Below are 25,646 nucleotides of genomic sequence, written 5' to 3'. Positions count from 1 at the left end.
TTTAGAGGGGGAATTGGGAGATGAAGAACAGGTTTTGGGGAAAACGGGTGCTGGCTGTGCTGGCTACAGCTAGTCTGGCATTGCCGCTGCTTGCGGGTTGTACAGCAAGTGAGTCCAAGGAAAACGAGCAGCGTGTACTGCGTGTAGCAACGATGTGGGGGGGCCAGGATGACAGCTATTTCCGCCAGCAGTTTACCGATGCTTTTGAATTGACACATCCGAATATCACGATTGAAGTTGTACCTGCGGTAGACCAGGGCAGCATGTACGGATATGGTAATCAGGAAGAGCAGAAGGACGTTCCGGATACGATGGAGAGCTTGAAAAAAATTATGACAGGGGATAACCCGGTAGACGTCATCGTGGCGGATACGACGACAATCAAGTCGTTAATTCAGGAAAACATGGTCAAACAACTGGACCCACTGATGCAGGAAGACAAGTTTGATACATCGGATATTGTGCCGAGTGTTCTTGAGGGAATCAAGGATTTGGGAGATCAGAGTATCTACGCTTTGACACCAACGTTCTCCTCTGCAGCGTTATTCTACAACAAGGGCATGTTTGAGAAAGCAGGCGTAGAGCCTCCAACGGATAATATGACTTGGGACGACATTTTCAACCTAGGTACCCGTCTTACAAAGGGTGAAGGCAAAGACCATGTGTTTGGTTTCTCTTTCAGTACCTATCAAGGCGGTTCTCCTTACTATACGATGTCACAGTACTATAACTCTCTGCAGCTGAAAATTTTTGATGACAAAGCAGAAAAAATGACCGTCGATTCTCCGCAGTGGGAGAAAGTATGGAGTACAATAAGCAAGCTTGCCTTAGATAAAGTCATCCCTAAAGGAGACGAACCGCAGGATCAGGATAACAGCGGACGTTATAATCCAATTCAGGGTGATCTGTTCCTGAGCAGCAAAACAGCGATGGTCATTGGAGATTATAGCTATATTAATCAATTGATTGATGCCAATAAAAATGCGGATAAAATGAAAGACTTTACGAAGGTGGACTGGGATGTTGTCACACCTCCGGTTCATCCGGAAGCTCCTGAAATCGGAGGCAACATTTATCTGAGCAACCTCATGGCCATTAATAGTTCAGCTCAGAACCCTGATGATGCATGGGAATTGATCAAGTACATGAACAGTGAAGATTGGGCGAAGATCAAAGCACGCAGCAGTTATGAGATGGTTTCCCGGAAGAGCTTCATTAAACCGAAGGATGGCTTGGATTACAACATCCAGGCATTCTATACGCTGAAACCTGTACCTCCGACCAATACGAACTTGGATAAAATGTATCAAAAAATGCCAAACCTGTGGCAAGTAAGCGACAAGGGCATGGAATACTTCAATCAAGTGCTTGCGAACAAAAAGACACCAAAAGAAGCGCTTGGTGAATGGGCAGCCAAAGGAAACGAAATGCTGGAGAAGTTGAAAAAGGACCCTAAAGCCACGTTTCAATAAGGTTAAATGATCTTGTAATAAAATCATAGAGGTAGCCGCTGGAGATTTAGTTCTTTGGCGGCTATTTTTATGGAATTGGGGTATTCTACAAAAGCAGGGAAAAATGATGACACCAGGAAAGGACGAGTGGAATGCACTGGGTATATTTCAGCAAATTGTATGCAACCAAATTTCAGGCAGGGTGTCTTGCGAAGCGAATGGAGCAGGATGGATGGATTTACGGTCATAACGAGCCAGCTGAAGTGGAAGTATATCGTTCAAAAAAGGGGCGTTATGGTGTACGTTTCATTCCCTAACATTACCCCTTGACTTATGGCATAGGAATGGTGTATATTAATTAAGTCGCTGTTTTAATATTTCTTACTGACGCGGGGTGGAGCAGCCCGGTAGCTCGTCGGGCTCATAACCCGAAGGCCGCAGGTTCAAATCCTGCCCCCGCAATTTAGTTTTACTGGATGATTCACAGCCATCATCTGAACGTTATACGTTTTTGTTCAGGGCCCTTAGCTCAGTTGGTTAGAGCGGTCGGCTCATAACCGATTGGTCACAGGTTCGAGTCCTGTAGGGCCCATTCTCTCAAAACCCTTGCGGAGCAAGGGTTTTTTTCTGTTGTTACAACTGAAATATATACGAAAACCTGCAAAGCTTAAGATGATGAACGTTAATCATCCGTTCTGGTTGGCTGAAGTTTGGATGGCGACGATTCCGCCCGCTGGGAAATTGGACGTTTATTTTGGAAGTTGATTATTTTCAAGTGCTGAAAATTTTTAAATAATTCACTTTGAGAAAGCTCTGTTAGCATAAGGCTACCGGAGCTTTTTTTATGGCAGACAAGCGAGTGCTAACGAATTTGTAAACGAACCTGATGGAGTGATATATGGTATAATTTTGAAATATATGCAGTAAAGGTGGTGTAATTAAAACGATGGACGGCGGTGCAAGTGCAGTGAGTTTTGTGGGGATTTTGATGATATTTATTTTCATCGCTCTGGTTGGTTTGATATTATATGCAGTGTTCTCATTGGCTATAAAAAGATCTGGTTTAAGAAAGGAAATCTCGGGCTTGAAGCAGGAGATTCGATTATTAAAAGAGAGAATGGAAAAAAAGGAACATAATCTTGATTAAGCCATTCTAATAGAAGATGATTTGAAGCTAAACGTGAGAGGCGCTGCCGTTACAGGGGAGTACACTATTGGCCTTGATTTGACCAGACGAAGTTTATGTTATAATGCGTTAGAGATTGAAGGGTCGGTCTATGAAATTAGAATGGAAAGCAGGGTTACAATTAATGATGCAAAACGAAGGACAGCGTTTCCGCTTCAGTGAAGCTCCGGTGTGGGATTGGCAGCGTGCATATTATGAACAAAAAGGGCTGCATGCTTGGACAGAGAATCAGGTACCGCAATACATAACGAGTAATCCGATGATTGCAACGGCGTATGCCGAGATGATTTTTGGCTTTCTTCAGGACCTCGCAAGCAAAGGGAAGACAACCGAAACGGTGACCATTCTGGAGCTTGGAGCAGGTGTTGGGCGCTTAGCGCACCAAATTCTGCTCAAACTGATAGCCTTGAAGGATTTTGCAGGCTTGGAGTTGCCTGCTTTTCGATATGTAATGACCGATCTGGTAGAAGATAATGTGTTGGGATGGAGAGCGCATCCGTCCATGCAATCCTTCATTGATCAAGGGATCCTGGATTTTGCACGCTTTGACGCAATACAGGATACTGAATTGAACCTGGTGGTGGCAGGTACAGATATTCGACCTGGCGATTTGAAACAACCCTTGTTGTTGATTGCCAATTACTTCTTTGACAGTATTCCACAGGAGTTAATTTATGTTGGGGAGGGTGAGATATATGAATGTGATGTACTCGTCCAATCTTCAGAACCTTCTTCTCTTTATTCCAAACCTGCCGAGCTGCTGGAAAATATGACACTGAGTTATGAGTACCGCCGTGCACCTGAGTACAGTGCAGAAAACTATCCGTATCATGAACTTATCGCACTGTACAAGGAAGAGTTAGAGGATTCGCACATTCTGTTCCCGTCAATTGGCCTGTCCTGTCTCGAACGGTTGAACACGTTATCAGAATCAGGGTATGTGTTGATTACTGCGGACAAAGGGGACCATCGACTGGACAACTGGAAGTTTGCTGAACCGCCTGAATTCGTTCTTCATGGAAGTTTTTCTTTGACAGCGAATTATCATGCCATTCAATATATATTGGAACAGCAGGGAGCTCACACTCGTTTCACAACACATCATTATAAGGATCTGAACGTGGGATGTATGTTGATGTTGGACGAACCGCTGGGGTACGAAAACACACGGCTGGCATATCACCGATTTGTTGAACGTTTTGGACCCGATGATTTTTTCAGTATAAAGGAATGGATGGATGATCAGGTAGAACGGATGGAGCTGAAGCAAATTTTACCTTTTTGGCGTCTGGGCGGGTATGATGCTGAGTTTTTGATCCATAGTGCCAACCGGATTTCGAGTCTTTTACCTGATGCAAGTGATGAGGAAATACTTGATATTCAGTCTGGAATCCACATCATGTGGTCTTCTTATTATGCAATGGAACGACAAGGAGATGTAGCGTTTCTTGCTGGTCAGCTGTTATATGGGATGTATATGTATGAGGACGCTAAGCGTTTTCTGGAACTGTCCCTGGATGCGGATTCGAGAAAACAAAATTCTGCTGTGCTGTACGACTTGGCTGTGTGTTGTTATGAACTTGAACTGGAAGAAGAAACGCTGGCTTACACGCGGAAAGTACTGGCTTTGGAACCTGAGCATGAAGAAGCCAAGGATTTGCTGAATAGCTTCGAATGTTTATAAAGATTGTTGAAACTCACTCTCCTCTTCAGCGTATTATTAGGATGATCACACAATAATTTCCGTTAAACGGAAGAGGAGATGAGAAGATGAAGAAGGTTCTGACTATTTTGCTTTATCCACTTGCGGCGGTTGTGGGAGCACTGGGTGCAAATTCAGCTGCGACTGGTGATATGGTACTTTTTGCGAAAGATATAGCTACAGATCGAGGTTATGACGGGCAGGAGATTTATGATAGAATCGAGCACAGAAATTCCTAATTACATATCATTTAAACTGTAAAAGTAATTGTTAGACGGAGCGGTATACCAAAGACAATTACTCTTGAAGCGAAGTGCGATGAGCAGAAATCCTGTCTGTACAACCTTTAAGCAGGTTTCGTACCTGATTTAGGTGTGAACCGGCTTTTATTCATGAGGGGGATAACCGTTGAAGATTATAATTGGACAGCCCAAGCTGGAACAGCAGTTACTGCAGCTGGAAGCGGAATTGAAGCAACATCCGGAAGCGGATGTATTGTTTTTTCCTGAAGGTTATCTGAATCAGAACGTGGAAGAGGCCAGTCGTCTGGCAGCTGCATATGGAACGATGATTGTGTCAGGTTATCGCAGGTTGAATGAACGCCCCAAGGACCGTTCGATCATTATTAGCAAGGCTGGGGAGACTGTATTGGAGAAAGCGAAGTATACCTCTGCTGAGGTCGTTAAGGAACAGGAGTGGGCCATCAGCACCTTGTTGTGTGACGAGCTGGTGTTACAAGGTTTTCATAACGAGAATATTGGCAGAGTGGATATAATCATGCATTCCATTGGTGTAGGGATGTTCAGTCAAGAGCAGTATACAGAGTGGATGGAAGAAGCGCGGCGGCTGGCGGTGCAAAATCAATGTATCGTTATGGGGACCAGCCATGCGGACGGTACGTATCGTGATAGTGAAATTTCAATTCCAATCGCCTATTGTATTGCCCCGGATGGGCAAGTGGTCTTGGCATCCAGAAATGATACACGTACTCGTTTGATTATCCTGGACAAGCAAAATACAGCAGAACGCTGTCATGGAGCACCAGGAAATGATGTGAACATTCACGTCGTTCCTTTGGCATAATTCAACGGACAAAATAGGCAATGTTTGGGCCTGTGAGCTTGCCGAATAGCCCGGTCATTGATGTTAGAATCGACATATGTTATGGCATACCTTGAAATTCAAAGGAGGCCAATCAAATGAGTGAAGTTGGATACGGCTGTGGCGGCCATGTTGGTGGATGGACTTCCACAAGCGCAATTCTCGTACTCTTCATCCTGCTCGTAATCATCACTAAATCTTTCTGGCTGTAAGCCACTGCAGAACAAAGTTGAAAGACGGGTTACGTGTACGCTCCGCTGAGAGTTCAGCGGGGCATTTTCCCGTTTCTATGAAAGAATGGTATGATGAAAGAGATTTGACAACCGAAAACAATGTGCTTAAAATCACATAAGAGACTAATAATAGAGATTGAAGGGATAGCAATGCCGTTTATTCGTTTTAAAGGATTCACAGGACCCCAACTGGAGGAAGTTGTACCCCGCATCACGGAGCAATTTGCGTTGATCACCAATATTCCGCAGGAGAGAATGAAGGCAGAACGTCATGACGTACAAGCACTTACACCTTCTCCGGCTTCAGTAGAGATCCTGATGTTCCAACGTGATCAGGAGATTCATAATCGGATTGCTTCCTCAATGCAAGATATTTTGGAAGAAGCGGATTTGCCTGATGTGCATATTTTCTTTAATATACTGTCACCAGCACTTTATTATAAACAAGGCAAGCCGTTGACAGATTACCGATTGGATTGAGAATAAAAGGGCTGCTCCGATCATGTTCGGAAGCAGTGAAGACGAGCAGATGTGTGCTCGTCTTTTATTTTTGACTTCATCATCTTACGTAGCAGTTTCGTATCACTACTTCGCTTTGATTCGATGTAACTGGAAAGAGCAAAGGGAGGATACGATGAATAAACTACCGCCAATCAAGTATACCAGTCGAACACCCATTTGATCAGCAATCAGTCCGAAGATTACCGTGGATATACTCATAGCAGCTGAGAGAACAATATCATGTGCTGCGTATACCTTGGATAGGGATTCGACAGGCGCGCTGCTCTGAAAAGCCGTGTGCTGAGCAACATCGCGGATCTGATAAGCGGGACCCATAAGCACACACAATACAATAGCAAGCCAGGGAAGGCTGTTTAAACCGTAAGCGATGGTCAGCAAGCTGAAGAGGAGAGAACCTATTGCCATACTGGATATCAGGTGCTTTTGTATGCGCGTGGCCAGGGCGATGGCTATAATTCCTCCGAGAATGGTGCCGACAGAATAGCTGGAGTTGATAAGCCCCCACCAACCTTCTTGTTGGCCCAAAGCTTCTTTCACAAAAGCAAGTGTGATAGCGCCGATCCATATGGAACCAGCGATACTTGCAACCAGGTCCATAAAAGTAATGAGGCGCAACGATCGATTTTTCCAAAGGATAAGCCAACCTTCCCTTAACACATCCCATCTGGAAGTGGATTTCTCTACTTTTCCTTGAATATCGCGGGTAAGTGAGCTAATCATAATCATCAGAATCAGGACAGCCCAGGATAAGGCTGTAGCCGCCCAGAATGTTTGTGAGGCACCCCAGTACATAACGATGAATCCGGTCATCGCATATCCGATAATTGTCATGGTCTGAGTAGAGAAGGAGAGAAAACTGTTCGCCTTCACCAGATCTTCTCCTTGAACCAATCGGGGAGTTAACGTGTTTAACATTGGAGCTTCCCATCCGTCCAGAAACGATAGAATCGCTACTCCCACAAGCAGAAGAGGAATATGTGCAATGAGATCAGTAAATGCGATGGCGATCCCGGTAATCATCAATGTTTTGGCTAAAGGAATGGTAACCATCAGCCTCGAGAATGCGAAACGGTTCACAAGCAAGGGTGCAGTAAATCCGGCCACGATACGTGCGGACATTTGTATAAACGGAAACAGCGCAGCGATAAGGACAGACCCCGTCTGTCCGTAAATAAATGTCGTGATAACCATGATATATATAACATTAATGAGAGAGAGCAGTGTTTTGGCAGCCCAAAATGGATAAAATGCGATGTTCATGCTAAGGTGTCCTTTCCACAACGATAATTATATTTTACGGGTATCGTTGTGAACGCACCACAAACAAAGTTATCATTTTCCCGTCATTGAGCAGCAGAAAGACAGCTATCCCTTGGGACAGCTGTCTTTCTGCTTTCTATAATTCAAGCCACGACGAGCGAAAAAGCGATAAGCAGCATCAGCAAACTGGTCATTCTGGTCATTGCCATATACGGTCTGCTGGGCTCACCCTCACCCCGGGAAATCCAGCCATAACGCAGGTACCAGCCAAACTTAGGGAAGCAAAAATTGATGATACAAAGTGTCATGAATATAAAAAAGAGGGTTCTCATACCCGATCTTCCTTCCTCATTTACATGACCGCCTCAAAATTAACGCTTACGTCTCGTGAAGAAGAAAACAATCAAAATAATAATAATGACAATTAATAGAAATTTCATAAGTGACCCTCCTGATGGTATGATGAATATTTGTGAATGTATTTATCAGTTATTACCCAAGGAACACATGTCTTGAATAACTATGTTACAATTAATTATATTGTTTTTATATAAACACATACCAACGGGTTATCGATAGCTTCAATAATTACAATAAAGTTTGGTGAGATGAAGGAGGAAGCATGACTAACTACAATCAACTCGCTATACAATGGGAATTTATTATTTCAAAAATTAAATCTTCCGTGACCGTAGTCGATGCTACCTTGCCTGATTTTCCGCTTATGTTTGTAAATGAATATTTTACTCAATTAACCGGATATCGTGCGGAAGAGTCGATTGGACAGAATTGTCGGTTCCTCCAAGGGCCGGATACAGACCCGGAAACCGTACAGCATATTCGCGAAGCATTGAAAAAGCAGCAGTCAATCAAGACAGAGATTCTGAACTATACGAAGGATGGACAGAAGTTCTGGAATGAACTGAATATTGATCCTATTTTCGATGAAGCAGGGAAATGTCTGTTTTTTGTGGGCATTCAATACGATATTTCGGAGCGGAAATATGCTGAGCAGCAGTTGCGGATGGCAGCTTCGATGACTGAAATGAACAGCAGGGGACAGCTGGAGTTTATTGGTAAGCTGAATCATGAACTTCGCACGCCACTGAACGGGATTATGGGCATGATTGAACTTGTCAGCATGGGTGACAACAGTGTGGAGCAGAAGGAGTACCTGGAGCTTGCGCGTCAGTCCGGGGAAGCTCTTCTGAATATTGTCAACAATAGTCTTGATATGGCCAAGCTGGGCAGAGGAAAAATGAGAGTGGAGCAAATCGAATTCCAGCCGTTGAAGCTGATTCAACAGATTATTAAAACGCATGAACCTGCCGCGCGGAATAAACAAATTCGCTTGCACTGTCAGGCGGATCTGACTATTCCTGACGTACTCACGGGTGATCCTCTGCGTCTCCGGCAAGTGCTGGATAACCTGCTCAGTAACGCCATTAAATTCACGGAACAAGGTGAAGTGCACATTCAGATGGATGTACAGGAGCGGCGAGGAGATACCGTTATCCTAGTATTCAATGTACATGACACGGGAATTGGCATTCCGGAACATAAAATCAATCAATTGTTCGAAGCCTTCACGCAGACGGACGTCTCTCATGCACGCAAATTTGGCGGGAGTGGACTTGGACTCACCATCTGCAAAGAGTTGCTCGAGTTGATGAGTGGTCAAATTTCGGTGGAAAGTATCGAGGGAAAAGGGACGAAGTTTGAGGTTACCGTACCCTTACTTCGACAACAGGCGATTCCTAACGTGGGATAGTCTGTGCAGAACAGCCGGGAAATACCGGCTGTTTTTTTGTGTTTATATATTGTTTAGCGAACTGGCGTTCTGGTATAATGCAAGTGTTGAATGGGGGAGAAGCAGCATGAGTAAAAGGCGCAGAAGGAGAAAGAACAAGGGCATGCAACGATTTAAAAAGCAGATATTGACGTTAGTGGCAATCTTAATCGTCGCCCTGTATGCATGGGTTGGGGGAGAATGGCCACTGGATATACCGTCCCAATTCGGGGGGAGCGACCGGAGTGTGGATCATACCATCACATTCCCTGCCGAGCGTTATCCCGAAACGGCCAATCATATCAAGACGGCGATCAAGGCAGGTCATTCGGATGTTTGCACCATTGATCGCAATGGGGCTGAGGGTAATCGGGATTTGTCCCTCAAAGGTGTTCCGGTCAAAAAGGGGAAAGATCGGGATGAATGGCCAATGGCGATGTGTGCGGAAGGCGGAGCAGGTGCGGATATCCAATATATTAGTCCCAAAGATAATCGTGGTGCAGGGTCATGGGTGGGAAACCAACTAAGTACATATCCGGATGGAACACGAGTAAAGTTTATGGTGAAATAAACGTCAGACGATGAATAAGAAAGTAATTGTTACAGAAATGCCCTGGCTTTGAAAAAGTGAGGCATACAATGTAGGGCAAAAATAAAACCAGACGTCTATGCGTCTGGTTTTATGGTATGAAGAGCGAAATAATTACGTCTTGTTCACGTATAAATACATGAAGTGATTGTTCCTTGTTTACAGATCAGCCGTAGATAACTGCATTCCACTTAAATGATGAGAGCGGATGCTTAACAACCGTGTGACTTGCTCTACTTCGTCGAATGGAATCCACAGGCTTCCGTGGACTGTCCGTAAGGAGAGAATGGACTCGTCGGCTGTACGCTCCGGAAATCCAGTTACCGTTTGACCGCTTGTATTACGGACGATGATCTGTTGTTTGCGCCGAATGGCAATTTCTACCTCTTTTTTCATATGTCATTGCTCCTGGTTATGGAATAGTAATTCGATATGTCAATAATTTCAATGGTTAATTTGTCTTCTTTATCTAGTCTATCAGAACTAGGTATAGATTTCCAGATCAGAAATTATATTTTACATAGGTGAAAGGACTTATTTTGTTCTACCCGTTTTTGAAGAAGCAACCAGGGTTATATAAGGGTAAAAGGAGGGGCACGGAAATGACACAATTGCTGATCGGACTTGTACGCACAGAGAATGAAGCCATTATCATGCTGAATAAACTGAAAGAGGAAGGCATAGCAGATAAATATTTGGGAGCGGTAGCCAAGGAACAAGTCAATTTAGAAGTGGTAAGTGAGAAGACAGGTTTATCTATGCCTCTGAAGGGTGCAGGAACAGATGGCGCTTTGGGGGTATTCAAAGGGGTACTCGCTGGTCTGGGCAAACGGATGGATCAGACGATGTCCATAGGGAAAGCGGTACGCAAACTTGCAGGCAACGAGATCGGAAGTGAGACGGATGATCTGGTGCTTACCCTGACAGAAGCAGGGGTCTCGGAAGAAGATGCTAATTACTATGAAGATTGGCTGCTGCAGGGGCATATCCTGGTAATTGTAGAATGCAGTGAGGAAGAGGTGGATCGAATTGCCCCTATTCTTCTTTTTTAGTTTAATTTAAGCCTGATTTTAGGTTTCTTTAATGTTGGGGAGGTATTCTTATTTTACACCTCCCTTAATATAGATGGTTTATAGAAAGTTCGGGACCGCAACTCGAACTTTCTAGGCACTGCTCGCTAACGCTGGCAGTGCCTGTTTCATTTATTTTGGATTATTTTATATTAAGGTATTGCAAAGTTATAAATTTCATGGTATGATATTTCTTGTCGCCTGAAGTGATGAAGCAATACATACATATGCCGGGGTGGCGGAATTGGCAGACGCACAGGACTTAAAATCCTGCGGTACGTGAGTACCGTACGGGTTCGACCCCCGTCCTCGGCATCCTTGATTTATAAGGGTTTTTCCGGAAAACCTTGGTTTTTGAAACGACTTAGGAGAGAACTTTTTATCGAGTTCTCTCCTGCAGTTCTCTCCTTTTTCCGAGGAAAGAACGAGGAAAGATCGCATGACTCTCATGAAATATTGAGGGTAGTGCGATCTTTTTTTATTAAAAGACCAAAACACCACTCATTGTTGATGCTGAAGATACTTTGGAACTGTACTCAAGATGAGAATAAATGTTTGCCGTTGTAGAATAGTTGCTGTGTCCCAGCCATTCCTGAATTTCTTTCATACTGACTCCATTAGCGAGTAGGAGGCTTGCACAACTATGACGCAGGTCGTGATAGCGAATATGACGAAGACCATTCTTTTTAAGAGTTCTAGTGAAGTTCTGTGTGATATAGCCAGGTTTAATTCGTTGTCCCAACTTATCCAGATAGATATACTCCTCGTAATCAGTGCAGTAGGATTTACCACATATGGATTTATTGAGAGTTTGAAGCTCACGAATACGCAGCAGTAATTCCTCAAAGGCAGGTACAAGAGGTAAGGTGCGGCGACTTGCTTTGTTTTTAGCCCGGTCCTTTTCAATGATGTGTTCCTGACCTTCAAAATAAACGGGAGTTACAGTATGCCTAATACTAATCGTTTTGTTTTCAAAATTTATAGCTGTCCATTTCAACCCAACTACTTCACTTCGCCGCAATCCATAAAAAGCGGCAAGAATGACTGCTAGCTCTATCAGTTCGCCTTTAACTTTTTCAAACAGAATATTAGTCTCTTGCTTGTTGTAAAAACTCCCTACAAAATCATTTTTCTTTGGTCTTTCAATCTTATCTGCCGGATTAGTGTTAATTAAATCATTTTTAAGCGCATACTTTAGCGCTTTGCGAATATTAGCGTGATAATGGAGAACCGTATTGGTTGTCATTCCATTTTCCTCTAACTCATACTGATAGTAATCTTGTATGTGACTTGGTAATAATTCTTTGAGAAGTAACCCTTTTTCTTCGAAGTAAGGAACGATATGATTAGTAATGACATTGTGGTACGAAGCATAGGTGATAAATTCAACCTGATGTTTCATCATTGCTAGCCACTGAAGCATGAAGACAGAAAATAGGGGGCCCTGATCGACTGGCTCTTCGGCTGGCATTTCTTTGATAATTTCTTCAACTATCAGTTCTTTCTCGTTAGCATTTAAAAGAAGAGTAAATTCCCTCCTTGTCTCTAATAGCAATGCTTCTGCTCGTTTTTTGTTTCCTTTCACCGTAAGTCCAGTAGGAATCCATTTTGGTTTTCTCTTACCATCCTCATCTTTGCAATTCAAGACCATATAAAAAAGACCTTTTTTTTCTTGTAGGTGGCCTGCTACCATGAAAAAACCTCCTTCATAGCAGCCCGCATTGATCCTACCATTGACGTATTAATTATAACACGTTTGGAAAAGGTGATTCAATGTGGCAAAGTGGATAAGGGAGTTGTAGTAGTGGTACATGAAAAAAGAATAAGGTATAGAAGGATATTTATTTTTGGGATTTTATAAATTCGCCCAATTTTGAAATGTCTGATTTTATTATCTTGAAGTAACTTATAAGCAGTCTTGGTGCTTATGCCACCAAGCATTTCACACATTTCCGAAACATTTACTACATCTGGATATTTTCGAAATAAGGGATCATACGTCTCAATTTCATTTAAGGTCAAAAGAGTAGTTTGGTTCATAATATTCATCTCCATTCTGAACAACTTACTTTTTTAAGGGATCTAGGGGTAATTCATTAAGTGCATATAAATAAACTGTAAATGAGTTTGGGAATATATATCTCAAGTTGCCGATGGTTATGCGGCACATAGCTCTGATTTTCCGCAGAGACTCCCCCTCATCCGAGCAGGCTGCCCCCACTACAGTAACGTTGGCCGGGCAGAAGTATCATTATCCCTTTTGCAGATTATGGCGAATCAATTTCACCACGAAATAGATTTTAGCCAGAAGAAGTCAGTTCTATTTTGTATAATCAAGAAATCCTTGACTATACTCTTCTGCTATGTCGCTTCTGCTGTAACAGATGCAAAAGGAATGTACTTGAAATAAGTTATATAATTTTCAAGGAGCGATATTCACTTCATCGAAGACAGTTAATGTCTTCTGCAATATAAATAGTACATAAGAGTGGAAAAAGAAACTATCTTCGCTTTTTTTTGAGAATAATCCGAGTTTTAGATAATTCTAAAACCCGGATTATTTTTATTTGTATCGGTTAAGATCGAATCGTCGAATAGCTAGAATAAACTCTATAATCAATTGTTGTTTACAATCCTCATTTATCTCGCCTTGATCACGGGAATATTTATTAATTAGTGGTTCATACCTTGCGATAAGATCCTCTATAGCTTGATGGTCTCCATTTTGAGCTAATTGAATTAATTCTAGCACTTCACGCATATACTCATCTCCTATTCTCCTTGTCTAAATTGATATTAATTTAAGTAAAGATTAGGAGGAGAGCGGTTTTTTATAGATTCAGGCCCTTTAGTCCATATATCTTCTAAGCCTGACCAATAAAAGTAATTTTGATTTAGTTATAGCTTGTCTAGTTACACCGAAAGTACTAGCGATCTCCTGGTCCGTCATATCTTTATAAAATTTCATATACAATACCTTTTTTTCTGTGGGACTCAATTTTTGTATAGCTTGAAATAGGGAAGCATATTCGACTGCATGTACAAAGGGGCTGTCAAAGATATTTAAAGTGATGTACAAATCAGATGAAGTTTCATCAAATGGTTTTAATGGTGCAGATTCATAATATAGTTTTTTGAAAAAATCACGGCTTGCATGACGAAGACAGGACTTTACATAACTACTGAAGCCCTTTTCAACTGCAATACGAGTTCTATTGTGAGCACTATTAATTTTAAACACCTCCTCTCAGGTATTAAATGGGAAGTATTTTACAAATAGGAAACCATTTCAATTAAAAAATAAAGCTTCTTCGCTAAAGTGAATGTTTCTTAGAAAGGAGCCGCGGCTCCTTCACTAATGACAAAAAAGTCGTTGTTCTGTTGCTCGTGGCAACAAAACAACGACTTTTTCAGTGCTCTCCCATCTGGAGATGCCCCTTTGCTGTTCCTAAAATGATAATCCAAATAGCCGAAATAAATATTCTTATTAATGTTTTTATAATTTCGCGTGTTGAGTTCGGCGAACCGCGTTTTAATTAATTTGGCTTACATACGAAATACTATTCAGATTTTTGCATTTTAGAATCAATCGGTCTATTTCTCGTCTGAGACGGCAGATGACGTTCGTGTGCAAATGCAGTGACTCTGTACGGAATTAAAGCGAGGCTATACCCGAATACAAGATGCCGAAATAGTCCGGAATTTTGATTGATATAGAGCTGGATTTTGGGAAGGTACAGTTGTTGAGGGGTGAGGATCAACTCTCCTTCAATCTTTTGGGGATTTAGCATCAGATTGTAAATAGGGGATGCCTCTTCTACTGCCTTATGGCCGGGCTATGAGCAAGTTCCAATATTCCCACACAATATCCAGTATAAGTTGCACATCACATCCAGCAAGACACAGGAAACGATTTAAGTGCTCCCGCCAAGGGGTGCTGCTGTCCGCTTACTTCAAGTGCCGGTACTTTCTTTTCTTGGAGATTATGGATCCCGGAGACCACTGTTTTGAGAAGCTTAAGGATGGGATGGTGTATGCCTTCGGCCCGGATCGCAAGTTGCGAGACCTTCTTCCTGAGAGAGCTCATGTGACGCTTTTATCGGCGATTATTTGCGCATGGAGATGCTGTTCATCTAGTTGCTAAATGGAAGGAATACTCCCTTCGGTATGCAGTTGGAATCATACCAGTCTCACGTTTGAACACTTTGGTAAAGTAGTTGTAATCCGGGATACCCACCAGGTCTGCAATTTGGTAAATGGACTTATCCGTATCTCCCAGCAGCTTTTTGGAATGTTGAACTCTTACCCTCCGGATGTGCTCTGCGATTCCCATTCCGAAGCTTTGCTCTGATAGCTTGTACAGACGGGATTTGCTAATGCTGAATTTTCCACATAGAGCAGGTACCGACAGGTTACTCCGAATATGATTATTAATGTAATCATCGATTTCTTGTGCCAATGGATCCTTTTTCAAGACCAACTTCCTGGATAGATAGAGGTAGCTGGCGCTCATTTCCATGGTTCTGGCATAGGCCTCTATGACGTCTCTTGAGATGTTCTTCATGCACTGATAGGCAGTGTATATTGCGTCTTGATCCAAGTTATAATTGCTTAACCCGGAACGGATAGTTTTCCAGAGCTCTTCCCGCGAATCACTATGAAGCACCTGTCCGAACATCATATACCCGATCACCAGATGATCCGCCTTGATGGGTACTAGGGTTTCTGCAAGCCCCGCGTGGCATTGGTACGTATACATACTCTGTTCCTTTTTACAACGTATAATGGCTTGTTGATCGCACTGGATGCAAGCGGCTTCCGCACGGGGATCGCTGCGAATCAGGTGGCAGTACGTGGAATGTCGCGGTGGATAAACAACCAATTCATGAAACGAGTCATCAAAAATGCCTGTACGAATTTTCGTCAATGTATAGAAATCGCTCAGCAGATCTTTAAGATCTGCAAGGTTGAACATCAGACCCAAGGGATCATCTCCTAAAACAAAATTACTATTATTGGGGATAGAAATTACTATAATTGTATACGGAGCAGATGATAAGATCAATACTGAAAAGTCAACTTTTCTATTTAATGGAGGTGGGATAAATAGCGATTGCAGGGATCGATATTGGAACAACTGGATGTAAATGTACCGTGTATGACCAAAAAGGACAACTGCTTAGCGAGGTCTACAAGGAATACTGCAGTGCGCCGTCTAATGAACACTTGTTGGATGCATTATTGATATGGCAGTACACTAAGTCTGTCTTGCAGGAAGCAGCCAAACAAGCGAATGAACCGTTAGATGCAATAGGAGTCACATCATTTGGTGAAGCAGCAATATGGCTAGATCAACAGATGGTGCCCATGGCTCCTTCCATGTTGTATACTGCTCCCTATGGAAAGGAACAATGCGACCGCTTGATCCGACATTTTGGCAGACAATATTTGAACCAAAGCACCGGATTAGCACCAACCCCGATGTATAGCCTAGCGAAGTTAATGTACTTCGCTGAGCATAACCCTGAGTTAGTTAAGGAAGCCAGGGCCATCTGTTTATTCGCAGATTTCATCGTATATATGTTGAGCGGTGTCAGGCAAATTGATTATTCTTTGGCTAGCCGAACAATGGCTCTCGATATTGATTCCCTGGAATGGAACCACGAAATACTTACATTTGCAGGAATCGACCCCAACTTATTTCCAATTCCTGTTCCGATCGGAACCATCGCGGGCAAGATTCTAAGCTCGTTGGCGGAGGAGTTGGGGATTCATCCCGAAGCAATGATTGTATCCGGCTGCCACGACCAGATCGCAGCAGCGATTGGCACGGGGGCCTACCAACCGGGCATGGCTGTTGACGGCACGGGAACCGTAGAGTGCATCACCCCCGTACTGGGACAGGAAATCGTGAAGGAACCTCTGTATAAAGGAGGCTATGCCATTGTTCCCTTCCTAAACAGTCGTTACGTGACCTATGCGTACTCGTTAACGGGAGGAGCCTTGCTGAAATGGTACCGTGATAACCTGGCTTATTGCGAAGCATATGAAGCCCGAAAGCAAGGTGATAACCCCTATGAAGTGTTCAATAGTGAAGTTGATATTTCGAAGCCTTCAGGACTTTTAGTGTTACCTCACTTCTCGGGAGCAGGGACACCTTATACGGATCCGGAATCAAGAGGAGCCATCTTTGGATTGACCATCGAAACAACAAGCCGGGAAATTTATCAAGCGTTGATGGAAGGTGTAACTTTCGAAATGGCCTTAAATTTGGAACGATTATCGGAGGCGGGGATAGAAATCCATACCCTTCGGGCAACTGGCGGGGGAGCCTTGTCGCACATCTGGCTCCAGATGAAGGCTGACATTCTGAACAGGCCGATTATTTCTTTGGGTGCTGCGCAATCTGGTACTTTGGGTTGCATCATGTTGGCGGGGGTAGCATGTGGAATTTACAGCTCATTGGAAGAGGCGGAATCCGTCTATGTCAAGGTAAGGCATACTTATACTCCGGACTCGGGAAAACATGAGCACTACAAGAAATGGTACTACAAATACAAAAAATGTTATGAAGCCGTCAAGAGTGTCATGACGGTGGATCAGGAGGTTTAAGTTTATGATACCCAAAAAGAAGACTAAATTTGCACTATTTTTCGGAAACCGGGGCTTTATGCCGGAATCGCTGGCTTTGGAAGCAAGAACGGAAGTGTCCAAGGCAGTGACTGACGCCGGATACGAATTCATCATAATGGATGAGAAAGCAACCCGGTACGGATCCGTTGAGACGAGGGAAGAAGGAAGAATCTATGCCCAGTGGCTGAAAGAACACGAGGGGGAGTATGATGGTGTGATTCTCTCTATGCCTAACTTTAGCAATGAGAACGGGGCCGTTTTGGCCTTGGAGGAATGCGGGAAGCCGATCCTGATCCAAGCCTATCCGGACGAAATAGGCAAGATGGGGTTTGATCAACGAAGAGACGCCTATTGCGGCAAGTTCAGCATTGTGGACGTCTTCCGTCAATACCGGGTACCCTTTACTGCGTTGCAGCCGCATGTCGTCCATCCGTCCACGGAAGCCTTCGCGCAGAATGTTCGGGATTTTGCAGCGGTCTGCAGAGTCGTCAACGGAATGAGGAAGTTTACGATCGGCTGCTTTGGAGCTCGGACCACCGAGTTTAAGACGGTCCGATTTGACGAGATCACCTTACAGAAGTATGGGATTACGGTGGAAACCTTCGACCTGTCGGAGCTGATCCATCGTGTCCAGAGTATGAAGGATGAGCGGCCGGAGGTTGTGGCAAAGCGGTTGATTCTACTCAATTATTCGGACTGCAGCAACGTTCCCGACGACAAGCTCACGATAATCGCAAAAATCAGTGTTGTTTTGGACGACTACATTGCCGAATATCATCTACAAGCCCTTTCGCTTCGTTGTTGGAGCGAGTTGCAAAGCATCTTGGGGGTCACGCCTTGTGTGATCCTAAGTGAACTGAATGAAAGAGGTATTGTGGCTTCTTGTGAAATCGATATTTGTACCGCCATTAACATGTATTCCTTGCAGCTTGCGGCGGAAGAGCCGGCTGCGTGCCTCGACTGGAACAATAACTACGGGGATGATTTGGATAAAGCGATCTTGTTCCACTGCGGCCCCGTAGCCCAGAGCTTAATGGAGGGAAAAGGCACGGTAACGGATCATAAAATGGTCGCGAAAACAGCTCCGGGCTGCGGTTGGGGGAGCAACGAGGGACGAATTAGATCCTTCCCAATGACGTATTCCAACTGTATTACGGAGGATGGAATGCTTACCTTCTATGTGGATGAAGGAGAGTTCACTAACGATATTATTGAAGACGGATTCTTTGGCTGTGCCGGGGTCGCGCAGATTCCAGATTTGCAGAATAAACTGCTGACTATGGGTCGTGGCGGCTTTCGGCATCATACAGCGGTTGGGGTAGGACATTTTAAATCGGTCCTGTATGAAGCTTTCAAGTATTATTTGGGCTATGAAATTCTAGAATTGGAGAGATAAGGATGTGGCTGTAACCGTGCCTACATCGGATACCAATCCCAAATAAGCGGAGAAGAGGAATATCGGCTGTTGAGAGGCAAAGTGACGGAATGTGTCTTTTGGAAGTGCGAAAGCTAGCCCTCCATTTTACCTATCGTTGACAAGAGGCTGATATTTCCTGGTTGTTTTTTAAGCGGATAACTATGCCTATTTCTCACCCAGCGGTTACGTGGCTCCCTCTTATTATGACAATAAAAGAGTAGGTTTTGTTAAATCCTTCACAGCGGGATTTCTGAAGATCTGTGGATTAACGGCTGTCGGAGCTCCTTGTGAAGATGAAGAAGCGGCATTGCCCTTGCATAGAACCTTAAGCAATAGGCCTGCGGAGCAGATCTACAGTGTGTAATAGGAAAGAGAGATCATCATCCATGAGACCGTGAATCAGAAGGGATTCATTGCGAAGAAGCTCAGGCTATACAGGAAGATCGCGTGCTCGAAACTGGTGAACCGAGTCTTAATTGAGGACCGTACTGAAAAAAAGCGATGATTGGGTCTCTCTCTTGATGATTCTGTATCACATGAACATATGTTATTCGTTGCTGAGCGAGGAAATGTATATATTAATTCAATCCAAAGGTATTGCCGCAAGGAACGATCACCCCAACAGGGCATCTAGACCTGGAATCCGATTTAGGAGCTCTAGGTCCATTACGAATAGCAATGTTATTACCATAACTTTAACGTTGAAAAAAGAACTCTCCCAGAAAGGCTTAGCCATCGCTTTCGATATAAGGACATTAAATTATTTTGTTCAGTGGAAAATGTTTGGGGTGAAGGATTACGTTCTGGGATTCGAGCCCTGAAACTGTCATCCGGATGGCAGGGAAGCGATGCGAAGAGAGAATACCCTGAAGTTCATCAGCCCTGGAGAATCTGTCACATATCACGTGGAGACTGGTATGATTGATGGCATTCACGAGTGGGATACCTTGAAGGAGGCACGTACATGTTAGTCTCATTGACAGATATATTAAAATTGGCAGAGGAACAAGATTACGCCGTCGGAGCCGTTAACACCCCTAATCTGGAGTGTGTCATGGCTGTTATTGAAACGGCGGAGAAGTTGAATGTGCCGGTGATCATCAGCCATGCCCAGGTACATGAAGCTTTTATGCCCATCGAGAAAATCGGACCGATTATGCTTCATTTTGCCAAGATGGCAACGGTCCCCGTATGCGTTCACTTGGATCATGGGGAAGATCTGGACTATTTGGAAAAGGCATTGAAGCTGGGCTTTACATCCGTTATGTATGACGGTTCTCTTCTTTCTTACGAAGAAAACGTTCGAAATACCGTTGAAGCCGTTCGACTGGCAAAGGTATATCATGCAAGCGTGGAAGCGGAAATCGGGATTATAGGCGGTCGTGAAGCGGGGGGGAACGATATGGGTGCGTCAATGGAAGATTTGTACACCGATCCCAATTTGGCGGACTGCTTCGTCAAGGAAACTGGGATTGATGCTCTGGCCGCATCTTTCGGTACCGCACATGGATTCTATAAGACGAAACCCAAGTTGGATTTTGAGCGTATCGAAAAAATTAGAGATTTGGTAAAAATTCCATTGGTTATGCACGGCGGTTCGGGGGTAAGTCCGGAGGATTACACCACGGCGATTGGCAAGGGAATCCGGAAGATTAATTATTACTCTTATATGGCCAGATCCGGTGTGCAAAGCGTAGAAGAGCTGTTAAAAAAACAAAAAGTTGATTTTTATCATGATCTTACAATTGCTGCCATCAATGGAATGAAGGCTGATATCGGAAAAGCCATGAAGGTGTTCTGTAAGGTCTAAAATGGGGTGGTGTTGTTCTTTTTTCGATTTTTATTGTATATCATATGAGTAATTCTATTGGAGATACTCTCTCGAACTGCTTGAAAATTTTACGAAAATAAAAAGGATACGCGTATCGACCTGCTCGGGAATTTACCGGACATTTGCTTGTTTTTCCAAAAGCAAATGTGTGGCGTGCAAAACGGTAGCTGCTGAAAATCATTCCGCTTGGTGAGCCACCATGAATACAGTGTCCAATTGGTTCGATGAAGTGAAGCATCGGGCATGAATATGAAGGATATTAGTACAATATTGTTTCCTCTAGGACGGGGTTTTCAATGGTCCAAGTGGATTGCGTGATATAGATTCTGAATCCGAATACCTCTAAGGAGAAGGAGAAGGAGAAGGAGAAGGAGAAGGAGAAGGCCGCGTTAAGCTTTCAGTTGTCTTCCCTTAAGGAAAGACTTAGCTCGTATGTGGAAAGAGTCGTTCAGTAGATGTTCTTGGACGAAGACACCTATTCCTGACCCTGGCAGGTTCTGAGCGAAGTTCAGGAACTTGCTCAGAGATAAGTTTTAACTTAATAACAGTGAAATAAAGATTCAGACGACCAGAGTGACCCTGAAGTGCTCCCTGTCAAGTGGACAGTGTAAAAACAAAAATAGTTAGTTAGATACCTCAGCTCGCATTACCAGAGCTGAGGTGTTTTCGTTATGATGCTCGTCAGTATTCATTAGGTGACAATCCATCCAAACATTCTGTGTAGCGGTAATTATTGTAGTAGTGAATATATTGCCTAACCTCTGTGAGCATATCTTCATTGGTATCACACTTAGTAAGATAATAGCTTTTTGACTTGTAGAACCCCAAAATCGCTCAATAGGTTGGTTGTCCAAACATCTCGGCTCACACGAGACATGCTTTTCTTAAATCCTTATTTCATTTGAAGTCGGTTGTACTCATGAAACGTAAACTAGAAGCCTCGGTCACTTTGTAGAAGAGGGGATACGCCAGGATTCTACGCGTAAGCTCTTTTCAGGGTATCCATTACGAGCTTATTGTTGTTAGAAGAACTTAATACCCCTGAGACAATGGAATTATCATACATCAATAACGGCACTCAAATAGGCTTTTTGTCGATTCCCAATAATTCAGTTCTGTTACATCTGTACACCATTTTAAATTAAGAGAATTGGTATTAAAGATACGGTTCAATACATTTTAGCTACATGGATCTCTGCTGATTTCACATAACTTGTTCGTTTTCTGCGAATTACTGCTCTTAGCCCAAGAGCACACATGATTTGATAATAACGCTTTTGTTATACTTTTTTTGAACTTTCTGTTTAATTACGTGCGCATTTAACGATAGCCAAGTGTCCCTTTTCGCTTATCATAACGAAGCTTAACTTCTTTGACTAACGCGCGAATTTCAAGTTCCATGCTATAGGTTTCCATTTTAACCACTTGTAATAGGCAGATCGAGCGCCCCAGCTAACGCACACAACTTCGTAATTGGGTGGCCTTTTTCTGTGTTCAGTTCTTGAATCGCTTGATACAAGTTTTCGTGCTGAACGAGGGTTAGCGTGTATTTCGTTGCTTGAACTCCGCCAACTTTTTGCGAAGTCATTCTCCATCTCTAGCTAATTCATTTCACTCTTCTAGCTCTTTAAGCCGTATCTTAAGACGTTCATGCTCCTCAAGTTCTTCTATAGGCTTTTTGCGACCATGATTGTCCTGAACAGGCTCCTCACTACCAGCTTGATATTTCCGAACCCATGTGTAAACTTGCTAATAAGAAATCCATTAGCTAAACTTCTGTTGACAGAGGATCGGTGAAGAATACGAATCAATATGTTCATGACGGCATTAATTTCGAGATCGAGCCCGGGGCCGTCATCATGAATCCATCGCTAGAGGCTGCTGGGCCATATCGGAAAGAGGATGCGGAACGCAGTCCGCAGGGGCTAAGTCATAATGTCCATGCAAAGAGCGACCATGTTTTTACATTCAGTTGGGGAAATATAATATTATTATGTAAAAAAAGGTTGGCCGGGATGTCTACAATAGATCCTAGAGTTCTTTTATGACTGGAAGTAACAAGGACGCTGTCAATAATCTTGTGTCCATTCTGGAAATTATGAGAGTTAGATGGAACGCATGGAAGGAACAAAGCCTAGCCGTTTGGAAATTAGAGAGGAGTTCTCCTTGACGAGTGCTTTCAGTTCATCCTGCTTGTCGAGTATTCGAGCGGTTGGCCCCGCCACGCTGATGGCTGCAATCACTTTACCCGTATAATTAAACACAGGTGCAGCAATTGAGCTCAAACCATCGTCGTATTCCTCGCGATTGACAGCAATGCCAGTCTGTCTGATTTTGTTGAGTTCCTGCAGGAACTGCTGATGATCCGTAATCGTAGTTGCAGTGTATTGCTGCAGCCCCTTCTCGCTGACGATCTTATCGACAGTTTCATTTGAAAAGTAAGCCATTATGGCTTTCCCGAGACCCGTACAATGAACGGGGTTCCTTGAGCCAAGAATCGCTTTCATAATAACTGAGGCGCTTCCATCTACCTTATAGATATAGATGACCTCGCCTTCAGAATGTACAGCGAGGAATGAGGTTTGGCCCGTTTGAGCAGCGAGTTCTTGCAGATGGGGGATTGCAGCTTCCACCAGATCAATGTTATGAAGTCCTGCGATACCGACTTCGATGGCTTTTAGTCCCACGAAATATTTCTCTGTAGAAGGCTCCTGCATAACAAATCCCGCCTTCTGCAGTGTTTCTAATATGCGATGTGTCGTACTTTTAGCGAGGTGTGTCGTTTTCGACAATTCGCCGATTCCGACTCCCCCCTTTATTAATGAGAGATGCTCAAGCAGGAATAGTGCACGTTCTAACGTAGAGTTCGTTTTATTTTTTTCAATGCTCAAAAGAAGCCCCTTCTTTCATTTAACCTCTATTTCGTTATATTAACTAATGATTTGATATCAGTCAATCTCATTAGGACGTGTATGTAAAACCTAAGCGAGCCACACCAAAATCGAAGCGAGCGTTAAAAGTGCCTTAAATGAGCCTTCAGCAGTTTTTCTAGCAGAAATCACCGGCACGGCAGATTGTACCTTCAGGAGTTAAAGGATTCGGTTAGTTTCGTAAGCACGATCGGCCAACACTTGCATTTTCATTAAGTCATTTGGCTCAGCATCTCGTAGCCGGCTACAGAGTCGTGGCACAGACCGCCGAGAAGCACAAAGCGTAGAGGATTGCCCAGGACATCGATACCCTCATGAATTTGGTCGTTGATCCGCCTCGGGATCGCCCTACGCCTGATGAAGGCTTATCGTTTGCACCCGTTCCATGCTGATGGACATTGATGATCGTCGCATCAATCATACTACTTTCAAAGTTGGGTTCAATTGAGACGTGTTCTAGTATCCGATCCTAAATGCCGGTGATTTTCCAGCGGCGAAAACGGCTGTGAAATGAGGGCCAGGAACTATAGTATTCCGGTAAATTCCGCCATGCTCCCCTGTTCATACGACCCAAAGCATTGCGTTTATTTTAATACGTTGGTCTTTGAACTGCCCCCGTCAAGTAGACAGTATAAATAATAAAAGATAGTTAATCGGCCTTGGTCCTGAATTCAATGGGACTGAGGCCGTTTAGTTTTGCCTGGAACCGCTCGTTATTGTAAAAGTGAATGTAGTCATCAATATCTTGTTGAAGCTCAGCAAAGGTTCGGTAGGTATGTAAGTAGTACTTCTTACATTTCAGTGTCCCCCAAAAGGATTCCATGGGTCCGTTATCAATACAACAGCCTACTCGGGACATGCTTTGCGTCAGTTTTTCCTCGTCTAGCATCTCTTTAAAGTGGAGAGAGGTATACTGGAAACCGCGGTCGATATGAAGCAAGGGATGGTTCTCTGGGGCTGCCTGCAAAGCCAATTCTAGCGTCTTAAAGACCAGTGAATTATTATTAGAATGCCCTAGAACGTAAGCAACAATGGACTTGTCATGTAGATCTTTTATAGCACTCAAATAGGCCTTCTGCCCATTGCCGTATTTGAATTCCGTCACATCGGTTACCCATTTATCGTTTGGTGCTTCTGCCTCAAAGTTGCGGTTCAATACATTTTCTGTGACCTGTTGAGGCGTGGAGCCAACGTACTTCTTCCTCTTTCTGCGGATGACGGACTGGATGCCCTGGATTCTCATGAGGCGGTATACTCGCTTAGCGTTAAGGGGTTTGCCCAGTTGCTTGCGTAGATGCAGGGTTAACTGACGATATCCAAAGGTTCGTTCCACCTTTTCATACAAGAGGAGCATGGCCTGTGTCAGTTTCGCATTGTCGGCGTCTTGGGAACTGGGTTTGCGATTTAACCATTTGTAATAGCTTGACCGTGAAATCCCTCCAATGTCACATAAAAACTGGATGGGACAAGACGCCTCTTGCTGAACAGTCTGAATAGCCAAGTAAATTTTCTCCTGACGAACGGGGCTTAACGACTCCTCCTTTCGAGTTCCTCTAACTTATTTAGAAAAGCATTCTCCGCACGCAGCCTTGTATTCTCGTATTCCAGCTTTTGCATCGCGAGTCTGTGGCGATCTGCTTCCGTAAGTTCTTCAGGTGCTTTGGTGCGTCCTCTACCCTCCCGTAACGCCTCTTCACCGCCTGCTTCCTACTTCTTTACCCAGCTATATACTTGTTGGTAAGACACGTGAAAGTGGCTTGCCGTCTTCGTGTAGTTTTGTCCATTCGAAAGGCAGTACAGTACGATATCTATTCGTTCCTGCCAAGTGGTTGCGCGTCCTTTGGTCATAGCTTTAGTTCCTCTTGAATGAGCCGTTAAGCTGTTGCTATGACCATTATACTTCTTTATCCAATTGGCGAGTTGGGTGGTGCT

The 25,646-nt window shown here is 43.7% G+C and carries 28 protein-coding genes, 3 tRNA genes and 1 pseudogene; 19 read left to right on the top strand and 13 right to left on the bottom strand.

The window, feature by feature from the left end:
• The first annotated feature begins 20 nt into the window (after positions 1–20).
• From Q0V21_RS05310 to Q0V21_RS05265, 10 genes are all read left to right on the top strand, one after another.
• A complete protein-coding gene (locus tag Q0V21_RS05310; protein WP_301877889.1) occupies positions 21–1,472 on the top strand; it encodes an ABC transporter substrate-binding protein in 1,452 nt (483 codons plus the stop codon).
• 131 nt (positions 1,473–1,603) lie between these two features.
• On the top strand, positions 1,604–1,768 hold the full coding sequence (locus tag Q0V21_RS05305; protein ID WP_167666091.1) for a hypothetical protein: 165 nt from the start codon (positions 1,604–1,606) through the stop codon (positions 1,766–1,768).
• Positions 1,769–1,839: 71 nt separating this feature from the next.
• A tRNA-Met gene (locus Q0V21_RS05300) sits at positions 1,840–1,913 on the top strand.
• Between the two features lie 56 nt (positions 1,914–1,969).
• A tRNA-Ile gene (locus tag Q0V21_RS05295) sits at positions 1,970–2,043 on the top strand.
• A 354-nt stretch (positions 2,044–2,397) separates the two neighbouring features.
• On the top strand, positions 2,398–2,598 hold the full coding sequence (locus Q0V21_RS05290; protein WP_079349590.1) for a hypothetical protein: 201 nt from the start codon (positions 2,398–2,400) through the stop codon (positions 2,596–2,598).
• A gap of 163 nt (positions 2,599–2,761) precedes the next feature.
• A complete protein-coding gene (locus Q0V21_RS05285; RefSeq protein ID WP_301878417.1) occupies positions 2,762–4,321 on the top strand; it encodes a tetratricopeptide repeat protein in 1,560 nt (519 codons plus the stop codon).
• Between the two features lie 86 nt (positions 4,322–4,407).
• On the top strand, positions 4,408–4,578 hold the full coding sequence (locus Q0V21_RS05280) for a hypothetical protein (protein WP_157258415.1): 171 nt from the start codon (positions 4,408–4,410) through the stop codon (positions 4,576–4,578).
• 169 nt (positions 4,579–4,747) lie between these two features.
• Positions 4,748–5,422 (top strand): hypothetical protein, encoded by a 675-nt coding sequence (locus tag Q0V21_RS05275; RefSeq protein ID WP_301877888.1) that lies wholly within the window; start codon positions 4,748–4,750, stop codon positions 5,420–5,422.
• Between the two features lie 116 nt (positions 5,423–5,538).
• A complete protein-coding gene (locus Q0V21_RS05270) occupies positions 5,539–5,652 on the top strand; it encodes a sporulation protein YjcZ (protein WP_079349589.1) in 114 nt (37 codons plus the stop codon).
• A gap of 171 nt (positions 5,653–5,823) precedes the next feature.
• On the top strand, positions 5,824–6,153 hold the full coding sequence (locus Q0V21_RS05265; RefSeq protein ID WP_024631208.1) for a DUF1904 family protein: 330 nt from the start codon (positions 5,824–5,826) through the stop codon (positions 6,151–6,153).
• Positions 6,154–6,258: 105 nt separating this feature from the next.
• Here Q0V21_RS05265 and Q0V21_RS05260 read toward each other — a convergent pair whose 3' ends face one another.
• Positions 6,259–7,455, bottom strand: a complete 1,197-nt coding sequence (locus tag Q0V21_RS05260; RefSeq protein WP_301877886.1) for an MFS transporter — start codon at positions 7,453–7,455, stop codon at positions 6,259–6,261.
• A 143-nt stretch (positions 7,456–7,598) separates the two neighbouring features.
• Positions 7,599–7,763: a DUF6199 family natural product biosynthesis protein gene (locus Q0V21_RS32835; protein WP_483312364.1), complete on the bottom strand. Its 165-nt coding sequence runs from the start codon at positions 7,761–7,763 to the stop codon at positions 7,599–7,601.
• Between the two features lie 314 nt (positions 7,764–8,077).
• On the opposite strand from Q0V21_RS32835, the gene Q0V21_RS05255 reads away from it, so the two are divergent.
• Both Q0V21_RS05255 and Q0V21_RS05250 read left to right on the top strand, forming a co-directional pair.
• Positions 8,078–9,226, top strand: coding sequence for a sensor histidine kinase (locus tag Q0V21_RS05255; RefSeq protein ID WP_301877885.1), 1,149 nt, complete (start codon positions 8,078–8,080; stop codon positions 9,224–9,226).
• A gap of 142 nt (positions 9,227–9,368) precedes the next feature.
• The gene (locus tag Q0V21_RS05250) at positions 9,369–9,815 is read left to right on the top strand and encodes a NucA/NucB deoxyribonuclease domain-containing protein (protein WP_301877884.1); all 447 of its coding nucleotides are present in this window, start codon (positions 9,369–9,371) and stop codon (positions 9,813–9,815) included.
• Positions 9,816–9,992: 177 nt separating this feature from the next.
• Here the strand turns inward: Q0V21_RS05250 and Q0V21_RS05245 are convergent, their stop codons facing one another.
• Positions 9,993–10,229, bottom strand: a complete 237-nt coding sequence (locus tag Q0V21_RS05245; RefSeq protein ID WP_024631203.1) for a hypothetical protein — start codon at positions 10,227–10,229, stop codon at positions 9,993–9,995.
• Positions 10,230–10,435: 206 nt separating this feature from the next.
• On the opposite strand from Q0V21_RS05245, the gene Q0V21_RS05240 reads away from it, so the two are divergent.
• Together Q0V21_RS05240 and Q0V21_RS05235 are read left to right on the top strand one after the other, a co-directional pair.
• Positions 10,436–10,885 (top strand): general stress protein, encoded by a 450-nt coding sequence (locus Q0V21_RS05240; RefSeq protein WP_079349585.1) that lies wholly within the window; start codon positions 10,436–10,438, stop codon positions 10,883–10,885.
• A gap of 247 nt (positions 10,886–11,132) precedes the next feature.
• Positions 11,133–11,218: transfer RNA gene (locus Q0V21_RS05235), tRNA-Leu, on the top strand.
• Positions 11,219–11,384: 166 nt separating this feature from the next.
• Here Q0V21_RS05235 and Q0V21_RS05230 read toward each other — a convergent pair.
• The 5 genes from Q0V21_RS05230 to Q0V21_RS05215 all read right to left on the bottom strand — a co-directional run bounded on the left by Q0V21_RS05230 (position 11,385) and on the right by Q0V21_RS05215 (position 15,878).
• Complete coding sequence (locus tag Q0V21_RS05230; protein WP_301877883.1) at positions 11,385–12,596, bottom strand: tyrosine-type recombinase/integrase; 1,212 nt, start codon at positions 12,594–12,596, stop codon at positions 11,385–11,387.
• 77 nt (positions 12,597–12,673) lie between these two features.
• Positions 12,674–12,853, bottom strand: a complete 180-nt coding sequence (locus Q0V21_RS05225) for a helix-turn-helix domain-containing protein (RefSeq protein ID WP_367620517.1) — start codon at positions 12,851–12,853, stop codon at positions 12,674–12,676.
• 613 nt (positions 12,854–13,466) lie between these two features.
• Positions 13,467–13,664, bottom strand: coding sequence for a helix-turn-helix domain-containing protein (locus Q0V21_RS05220; RefSeq protein WP_301877880.1), 198 nt, complete (start codon positions 13,662–13,664; stop codon positions 13,467–13,469).
• Positions 13,665–13,751: 87 nt separating this feature from the next.
• Positions 13,752–14,144, bottom strand: coding sequence for a sigma-70 family RNA polymerase sigma factor (locus tag Q0V21_RS32830; RefSeq protein ID WP_367620506.1), 393 nt, complete (start codon positions 14,142–14,144; stop codon positions 13,752–13,754).
• A gap of 888 nt (positions 14,145–15,032) precedes the next feature.
• Entirely contained in the window at positions 15,033–15,878 is an 846-nt protein-coding gene (locus Q0V21_RS05215; protein WP_301878415.1) for a PocR ligand-binding domain-containing protein, read from the bottom strand.
• 131 nt (positions 15,879–16,009) lie between these two features.
• Between Q0V21_RS05215 and Q0V21_RS05210 the strand changes: the two genes are divergently transcribed.
• The 5 genes and pseudogenes from Q0V21_RS05210 to Q0V21_RS05200 all read left to right on the top strand — a co-directional run bounded on the left by Q0V21_RS05210 (position 16,010) and on the right by Q0V21_RS05200 (position 20,763).
• Positions 16,010–17,515 (top strand): FGGY-family carbohydrate kinase, encoded by a 1,506-nt coding sequence (locus Q0V21_RS05210; RefSeq protein WP_367620516.1) that lies wholly within the window; start codon positions 16,010–16,012, stop codon positions 17,513–17,515.
• A gap of 4 nt (positions 17,516–17,519) precedes the next feature.
• Positions 17,520–18,932, top strand: coding sequence for an L-fucose/L-arabinose isomerase family protein (locus Q0V21_RS05205; protein ID WP_301877879.1), 1,413 nt, complete (start codon positions 17,520–17,522; stop codon positions 18,930–18,932).
• A 196-nt stretch (positions 18,933–19,128) separates the two neighbouring features.
• Positions 19,129–19,317, top strand: a pseudogene (locus tag Q0V21_RS32825) (DUF4432 family protein); the annotation flags it as partial.
• A 157-nt stretch (positions 19,318–19,474) separates the two neighbouring features.
• A complete protein-coding gene (locus Q0V21_RS32820) occupies positions 19,475–19,774 on the top strand; it encodes a DUF4432 family protein (RefSeq protein ID WP_367620515.1) in 300 nt (99 codons plus the stop codon).
• Positions 19,775–19,917: 143 nt separating this feature from the next.
• Complete coding sequence (locus Q0V21_RS05200) at positions 19,918–20,763, top strand: class II fructose-bisphosphate aldolase (protein ID WP_301877878.1); 846 nt, start codon at positions 19,918–19,920, stop codon at positions 20,761–20,763.
• A gap of 702 nt (positions 20,764–21,465) precedes the next feature.
• Here the strand turns inward: Q0V21_RS05200 and Q0V21_RS32815 are convergent.
• From Q0V21_RS32815 to Q0V21_RS05180, 5 genes are all read right to left on the bottom strand, one after another.
• The gene (locus tag Q0V21_RS32815) at positions 21,466–21,612 is read right to left on the bottom strand and encodes an IS3 family transposase (protein WP_367620505.1); all 147 of its coding nucleotides are present in this window, start codon (positions 21,610–21,612) and stop codon (positions 21,466–21,468) included.
• Between the two features lie 589 nt (positions 21,613–22,201).
• Positions 22,202–22,372: a hypothetical protein gene (locus Q0V21_RS05195; RefSeq protein WP_301877877.1), complete on the bottom strand. Its 171-nt coding sequence runs from the start codon at positions 22,370–22,372 to the stop codon at positions 22,202–22,204.
• A 517-nt stretch (positions 22,373–22,889) separates the two neighbouring features.
• Positions 22,890–23,675, bottom strand: a complete 786-nt coding sequence (locus Q0V21_RS05190) for an IclR family transcriptional regulator (protein ID WP_301877876.1) — start codon at positions 23,673–23,675, stop codon at positions 22,890–22,892.
• 688 nt (positions 23,676–24,363) lie between these two features.
• On the bottom strand, positions 24,364–25,221 hold the full coding sequence (locus tag Q0V21_RS05185) for an IS3 family transposase (protein ID WP_301878411.1): 858 nt from the start codon (positions 25,219–25,221) through the stop codon (positions 24,364–24,366).
• Positions 25,222–25,421: 200 nt separating this feature from the next.
• A complete protein-coding gene (locus tag Q0V21_RS05180) occupies positions 25,422–25,562 on the bottom strand; it encodes a helix-turn-helix domain-containing protein (protein WP_301877875.1) in 141 nt (46 codons plus the stop codon).
• Positions 25,563–25,646 lie beyond the last annotated feature (84 nt).

The organism is Paenibacillus sp. 11B (assembly GCF_030487755.1).
Classification (GTDB): Bacteria; Bacillota; Bacilli; order Paenibacillales; family Paenibacillaceae; genus Paenibacillus; species Paenibacillus vandeheii.
Note: the sequence above shows the minus strand (reverse complement) of the source record. Positions and strands in the feature narration are given on the sequence as shown.